The following is a 7,569-nucleotide window of genomic DNA, read 5'->3' as shown; positions in this document are numbered from 1 at the left end:
CAGAAAGTAAACATGAATATTTTTTGTAATGGGACTTGACAACCCCGAAACACCGGATCTAGCCGGTCGGTTATTGTGATACGCCGAAGCACCGAGATGCAGCACAGCTGTCGTCGCACGGCTTGACCGGGCAATCCCGTAAACGCCGAGGTTTGTGGTTAGACGCAGACGCCTGTGATTGCTGGGTCGCCCGGTCATAGACGAAGCGAAAGCTACGCCGTCCTTCGGACGGCTATGTCGGGCGAGGACTCATGTTGATGAGGTGCTGTACGTGCCCCCCATGCTCGGGGGCCGAGGTTTCGTATCGGTACCCACTGGCGGCGCCGACCCATGGACGGACCGCCTCCGAAGCGGTTCATTTCATGTGTGTCCTTATGCATGCAGCCATGCAATGGTCGAATCGACTTGGGGTTGAGTGCATCAATATGGAAGCCGTTCAGAGAGACACGGGCTTGCAGTGCCTGGCGCTGCTATTGCGGTTCCATCAGGTTGCCGTCGATCCCGCGCAAATTGCTCATCAATTCTCCGGCGCCGCGATCGGCGTGCCGGAGATGCTGCGTTGTGCCAAGGACTTGAAGCTGAAGGCGCGGGTGGTCACCGAAGACTGGGCCGGCCTGGGCAAGCTGCCGCTGCCGGCGATCGTCGAGCTGAAAGACAAGACTTTTATCATTGTCGGCAAGGTGAGCGAGGACGGCGCGCTGGTCCAGCATCCCGCCGAGAATCGTCCCCGGATCATCAAACGCGCCGAGTTCGAGTACGACTGGACCGGCCGGGTGGTGCTGATGGCCCGCCGCGCCTCGCTCGCCGACGTGGCGCGCCGGTTCGACATCACCTGGTTCCTGCAGGCGATGCACAAATACCGCCGGCTGCTCGGCGAGGTCCTGATCGCATCGTTCTTTCTGCAGCTGTTCGCGCTGGTCACGCCGCTGTTCTTTCAGGTCGTTACCGACAAGGTGCTCACCCACCGCGGCTTTACCACACTCGACGTGCTGGTGGTCGGCCTGATCACGGTCACAGTCTTCGAAACCGTGCTGGGCGCGCTGCGGACCTATGTCTTTGCCCACACCACCAACCGGATCGACGTTGAACTGGGCGCCCGGCTGTTCAAGCACCTGGTCGCGTTGCCGATTGCCTATTTCGAGGCCCGCCGCGCCGGCGATTCCGTCGCCCGGGTGCGGGAACTCGAAAACATCCGCAATTTTCTCACCAGTTCGGCGCTGACGCTGGTGATCGATCTCGGCTTTACCTTCGTGTTCATGGCGGTGATGTTCTACTACTCGCCGCTGTTGTCGTGGATCGTGGTCGGTTCCTTTCCCTTCTATATCGCGCTGTCCGCGGGGGTGACGCCGGTCTTTCGCCGCCGGCTGGAGAAGAAGTTCGATCGCGGCGCCGAGAACCAGTCCTTTCTGGTCGAAAGCGTGAGCGCGATCCAGACCCTGAAGGCGATGGCGATCGAGCCGCAGATGCAGCGGCGCTGGGAAGAGCAGCTCGCGGGTTATGTCGGTTCCAGCTTCGATGTACTGTCGCTCGGCAACTGGACCAGCCAGGCGGTGCAGTTCATCAGCAAGATCGTCACCGCGCTGACGCTCTATTTCGGCGCCCATCTCGTCATCGCCGGGCAATTGACGGTCGGCGAGCTCATTGCCTTCAACATGCTGGCGGGCCGGGTGGCCCAGCCGGTGCTGCGCCTGGCGCAGCTCTGGCAGGATTTTCACCAGGCGCGGGTCTCGATCGCGCGGCTCGGGGACATTCTCAACACGACGCCGGAGCCGGCCTTCAATGCCTCCCGGGCCGCGCTGCCCCCGATCCGCGGCGATATCACCTTCGATCACATCAATTTCCGCTACCGCGTCGACGGCCCGATGGCGCTGCAGGACATTTCCTTGAAGATTTCCGCGGGGCAAGTGATCGGCATCGTCGGGCCCTCCGGTTCCGGAAAATCCACCCTGACAAAGCTGGTGCAGCGGCTCTATGTGCCCGAGAGCGGCCGCATCCTGATCGACGGCGTCGATCTGACGGTCGCCGACGTCGCCTGGCTGCGGCGCCAGATCGGCTCGGTGCTGCAGGAAAACGTGCTCTTTAACAGGTCGATCCGGGACAATATTGCGCTCGCCGATCCCGGCATGGGCATGGATCGGGTGATTGCCGCAGCCGAGCTTGCCGGCGCTCATGAGTTTATCCTTGAGCTGCCGGATGGCTACAACACCGTGGTCGGCGAGCGCGGCGCCAGCCTGTCGGGCGGCCAGCGGCAAAGAATCGCGATCGCGCGGGCGCTGGTGACAAACCCGAGAATCCTGATCTTCGATGAGGCCACAAGCGCGCTCGACTATGAGAGCGAGAACATCATCCAGCGCAACATGCGCAAGATCTCGACCGGCCGCACCGTCCTGATCATCGCCCACCGGCTGTCGGCGGTGCGTCAGGCCGACCGCATCATCACCATCGAGGCCGGGCGGCTGGTCGAGGACGGCACCCATGACGAATTGATGAAAAAGGCCGGCCGCTACGCCAGCCTCCACCAATTGCAGGCGGGTTTGCATGTCGTCGGCTGAGGTGCCGCCAAAGGATATCAACGCAAAACCGGCCGCGCCGCGATGGCAACGCGAAGACACCGCGCGACAATTTCTGCCCGCCGCGCTGGAGATTTTGGAGACGCCGGCCTCGCCGGCGGGCCGGGCGATCGGGGCGACCATCATCCTGTTTTTCGCTCTCGCGCTGGTCTGGGCCGTCTTCGGCCATGTCGACATCATTGCCACCGCCTCCGGCAAGATCGTCCCGACCGGGCGCACCAAGACCATCCAGCCGCTGGAGGCGGGGATCGTTTCGGCGATCTCCGTTCAGGATGGCGACCATGTTGCCGCTGGCCAGGTCCTGATCGAACTGGACCGCAAGGTGACGCAGGCCGAGCGCAAGCACGTCGCCGAGGATCTGATCGCAAGCCAGCTCGACGTTGCCCGCCTTGCGACCCTTCGCGACAATTTTGCCGCGGCAGTGATACCTGCCGAACTGAAAGCGCCTGCCGGCGCATCGGAGGCAGACGTGGCGCGCACGCGGGCGTCGATGCGGGCGCAGGCCGGCGAGCAATCGGCTAAACTCACCTCGATCGTGCGGCAGATCGAGCAGAAGCAGGCGGAGTCGCAGTCGATCGTGGCGACCATTGCGAAAATCGATGCCTCGTTGCCTTTGGTGGAAGAGCAGGCCTCGGTCCGGAAAAAGGCGATGGCCATCGAGTTCGGCAACCGCATCGCCTATCTCGATGCCCAGACAAAACTGGTCGAACAGCAGAACGAACGGATCGTGCAGCAGCACAAGATCGTGGAAGTCACCGCCGCGCGCCAGGCGCTGGAGCAGCAGATCGAGCAGACCAAGTCGGCTTACGAGCATCAGGTGCTGAACGATCTGGCGGACGCGGAAAAAAAAGTCGCCGAATTCAGCCAGGATCTCATCAAGGCCGAAGAAAAAACCAGCGAGCAGATCCTGTGCTCGCCGATCGACGGTACCGTGCAGCAGCTGGCGATCCACACCGTCGGCGGCGTGGTGACGCCGGCGCAGCAATTGATGGTCATCGTGCCCGGAGACAGCCATCTCGAAGCCGAAGCCATGATCTCCAACCGCGACATCGGCTTTGTCAGCGCCGGTCAGCCGGCCGAGGTCAAGATCGACACGTTCAATTTCACCCGCTACGGCCTGCTGCACGGCACGGTCGTCAGCGTCTCCCAGGATGCCATCGTCCGCGACAAGCCCAATGCAAAACAGGGTGATGCAAAATCCGGCGGCGCGCTGTCCGATACCAGCGAGCCCGAGGGCCAGGAACTGCTGTATTCGGCGCGGATCTCGCTTGAGGAGACGCAAATGCAGGTCGAGGACAAAATGGTTAACCTCGCGCCGGGCATGGCGGCGACGGTCGAGATCAAGACCGGGACGCGCCGGATCATCGAGTTCCTGATGTCGCCGCTGCTGCGCTATCGGCATGAGAGTTTGCGGGAGCGTTAAATCAGCCGCGACCGCAGGCGTTTCACTGTAGCTCTATTGGGAGGCTGGATGCCACACGATAAGCCCTCGAAGGGAATCATCAGAATTCCTTCCCCGCGTGAACCAAAGACGTCGGACGAGCCGCCACGTTTGCAGCGAGCGCCGATGCGTTCGCTCGAGGAGCTCACACCAGTCGCAAGGAAAGTAGCCTTGAATCTTGAGCTTATGCGGAGGTTTCGAGACGTAATGGGCTCTGACGACGAAGACCGTGCGCGTGCAATGGTAGACGAAGTCAGAAATTTCGCTCGTACCTTCGATCCAACTATTACCTATCCGGAAGGAGCGACAATTTCGGTCATTTTGATGAAGATGACTCGCGATCAGCGCGGAGAAACTGAAAATCGCTGATGGTCCTTCACTGAAGGGCTTAGGCACGCGGTGGAGGACACGACGATCCGCCGCTTTGCGGCCGCCCGGAGTTATAGCGCCTCGTATGCAAAATGCCGCGTGACTGTGGCTAAGTGTCCCGGCTGGCGGCGGGCGAGCACCATGAGTCGAATGAATTGTTCCAGAACTAAATGCTTCTGCCACGAGCTAAGGACAGGATTGTTCTCTCTTTCATCGGCGATTTTGCCGCCACGCGCGCTGTCAATGCGCGGCTTCAAGATACGGCAATATTTCGCAGCCTGGAAATCACAGCGTTCCTTGCGCCGAAATTCAGGGAACCTGCTGCGATTCGCACCATCGTGCAGATTTTGTTTGCAACTCTTGGGTGAAACGGCCTAGCGTCAACCTCAGGGCAATGGATCGAATTGGTTCATCGGATGATGAATGGGCGGTTCCGTTTTGGCTGGGGTCAGGCGTATATGTCAGCACGTCGCGGGAATGCGCGGCCGGCGAGCGATGCAATGTCTCAAGTTGCGGTTAGTGCCTATAAGGCGGATTGCAAGCCGCACGGCGGACTACGCCTTTCGCCTTTGTCCTAAGAGCTACGGCGGCCGAGTCGGGGCCGATCCGCCTTGCTGCGAGCTTTGTCCCTCAGGCGGATCGCGGCATGAGAACCAATTATCGTTGGCTCGTTGCGGTTCTGGCGCTGTTCGGCCTGCTGTTCGGCGTTCGAACATTGGGCGAACGGGGCTACCCTGGCCGCTTCAGCTTTACCAAGTCGTTGGATGTCAAGTCCGCGGGCGACGACCGCGCCACCTATTTTCGGCTGAAGGTCAATCTCGCCTACAAGGGCGAGCCGCTCGATTTCGATATCGTGGTCGGCTGCAACGTCAGGATCACGACCTACAAGGACAACGATCGGACGGTCGAAGTCGGCGTCGCGCCGATGCTGTACGGGCTGAGGATGAAGGACGGCCATGGTGTGGTGGTCAAGCCGCCGGAAGCCTGCGAAGGCGAGACCACGGAGAACGGCAAGGTCCCCAAGACGCTGCTGCCGCTAGTCGTCACCTATGAAAACGCCGACGCGCCCTGGTTCGGGATCGCCTATGCTTCTGATGACTCCTACAACAGCCCGCTGTCCCAGTTGAAGTTCTTCGGAGCCAGCATCGAGAAGGCGACGCGCGAGGAATGGCGAGAGTGCGCCGGACCGAGGCACCGAACTTCCGCAACGACGTTATCCACGACGTGTGGCAGGGCCTCGGTCCAAACCAGGAAGACAGCATCCAACAATCTCCGGTGGCTCTATGCTGAAGGAGCGTTATGGTGAACGTCAGGGCATGGTGCGCGAATGATTGGAAGAAAAGTTTCAACCCGGCAACGTGCGCTGCTCGTGGTTTCGAGCTTTCTGTTAGCAATGAGGTGTGGGCTCGCATATGCGCAAGACGCATTGAAGATCGCGAAGAATCTACCGCCGCCTGCCAATTTCTATGACGTATGTCCGTCTGGGCATCGCCTCGAGTTTCAGATCGGATCGTTAGCGCTTTATATCGATCCGCATTGGCTCGCCATCGAGTCGGAGGTCCCTCTATGGAGACGGTTCGGCCCGAAATGTCCGTCTGAGCCGATCACAATTTCCAAGCTCTATTTCGACAACTCCATTCTGGACGCCGCGAAAATTCCGGGGGGGCTTGGCCAGCCATTCTTTTTTTTGGTGATCAGGGATGAAGCAACGCTGTCCCCCAAACGGATGACTAAACTCGGACTACGGGACACTCCGCCCCTAAAGCAGACCGAACAGCCCTACGTGGAAGATATAACGAGTTTCGCGTTCCGTGTGACACGTCTCCCGCCGCAGTCACCGCGTGTTTATCGAGTGGTGTATCCGGGAGTGGGCAATAAGCCGCCAACTTTCGTTGAGGTCTCGTGCGGAGGAGACCCAAGTCGGCCAAACACGCCCGGTCCGGGCCGGACGTGCTTCACACCGATTGCCTATTCGTATCTTGGTACTTTCACCGTGGACTACAAGTTTCGGCAAGACAGACTGCCGATCGCAGAAGCGGAAAAGGATCCTCCGACGATGCTCGAGCCCGAGGGGGTCCTTGCCTTCGACTCTCATCTCCGAGCTTGGCTCGATAGCCTGACAAAGAAAAAATAGACGACCGCCCTAGACATTCCGCACATGGGGAGACTGAGACATGGCTGATCCGTTCACGCTTTCGCAAACCCAGATCAACGCGCTCGGCGTCGGCTGGACCGATAGCAACGGTGGCAACGGTTTCCTGGTCCGCGATCTGAATGGCAACGGCAAGATCGATAATGACAGCGAGATGTTCGGCGGGCCCTCGTCGTCGGGTTTTGCGCAACTGGCCCTGCTCGACGGCAATCACGACGGCAAGGTCGATGCGGGCGATAACGGGCTGGTGGATTTCAACGGCGACGGCGTCATCGATTCCAATGATACCCTCGATTCGCTGAAGGTTTGGGTCGATGCCAACGATAACGGGCAAGTCGATCCCGGCGAACTGCACGCGCTGTCCGACTACAATATTGTCTCGATCTCGCTCGACTCCACGCCATCAACCGCAACCGACGGCAACAACGCCATCACGGAAACGGGAACGTTCCAGCGCGCCGATGGCACCACCGGAACGATGGCCGACGTTCAGCTCACCACCGATAATTTCGATACCAAGTGGCTCGGTGATTCCTCGGTGAGCTCGGATGCCGAAAGCCGGCCGGACCTCAAGGGCTTCGGTACGCTGACCGACCTGCATGTGGCGATGACGCTCGCCCCGAGCCTCGTTTCCGTGGTCGATGCGGCGTTGCCTTCGTTGAACACGCTGTCCTTGGCGGACTTGCGCGATGCCGTTCGCCCGATCCTTTACGCCTGGGAAAGCGCGGTGCCGGTGCCCGCCGGCACGCGGGGGACCGAGGCGACAACGCGGGATTTTAATTTCGTCGGTGCCACCAACCAGCAGGGCGCGACCGTCTATGACTTCCTGATCGAAAAGCAGGACAGCCAGGGCACGTACTTTGCCTATGCGAGCGGTCAACCCGTTCTCGATACGAATGGAAACACCATCGCCCGGCCGACCGAGGCGCAGGCGCTGGCGAGCACGCCGCAGCAGGGCAGCTGGAATACGCTGACCGCGGCGGATCTCACATTTCTCGAACGATATACGGGAAGCCCGATCGGCCTCGGCCTCAGCG

6 protein-coding genes are annotated in these 7,569 nt (G+C 60.5%); all 6 read left to right on the top strand.

Going from position 1 to position 7,569, the window contains the following annotated elements; genetic code table 11:
• Window positions 1-425 precede the first annotated feature (425 nt).
• Entirely contained in the window at window positions 426-2,552 is a 2,127-nt protein-coding gene (locus ABSG20_RS24805; protein ID WP_423867141.1) for a type I secretion system permease/ATPase, read from the top strand.
• A complete protein-coding gene (locus ABSG20_RS24800) occupies window positions 2,539-3,993 on the top strand; it encodes an HlyD family type I secretion periplasmic adaptor subunit (protein WP_423867140.1) in 1,455 nt (484 codons plus the stop codon). The genes ABSG20_RS24805 and ABSG20_RS24800 overlap by 14 nt, the downstream gene beginning before the upstream one ends.
• Before the next feature lie 189 nt (window positions 3,994-4,182).
• Window positions 4,183-4,380 (top strand): hypothetical protein, encoded by a 198-nt coding sequence (locus ABSG20_RS24795; RefSeq protein ID WP_423867139.1) that lies wholly within the window; start codon window positions 4,183-4,185, stop codon window positions 4,378-4,380.
• A gap of 170 nt (window positions 4,381-4,550) precedes the next feature.
• Entirely contained in the window at window positions 4,551-4,748 is a 198-nt protein-coding gene (locus ABSG20_RS24790) for a hypothetical protein (protein WP_423867138.1), read from the top strand.
• 278 nt (window positions 4,749-5,026) lie between these two features.
• The gene (locus ABSG20_RS24785; RefSeq protein WP_423867137.1) at window positions 5,027-5,686 is read left to right on the top strand and encodes a hypothetical protein; all 660 of its coding nucleotides are present in this window, start codon (window positions 5,027-5,029) and stop codon (window positions 5,684-5,686) included.
• Between the two features lie 868 nt (window positions 5,687-6,554).
• On the top strand, window positions 6,555-7,569 hold a 1,015-nt coding region (locus ABSG20_RS24780; protein ID WP_423867136.1), incomplete at its 3' end, for an SPM autocatalytic domain-containing protein.

Source organism: Bradyrhizobium sp. (assembly GCF_049512235.1).
GTDB lineage: Bacteria > Pseudomonadota > Alphaproteobacteria > Rhizobiales > Xanthobacteraceae > Bradyrhizobium.
The sequence above is the reverse complement of the archived record's forward strand: the minus strand, read 5'-3'. Positions and strand labels throughout refer to the sequence as shown.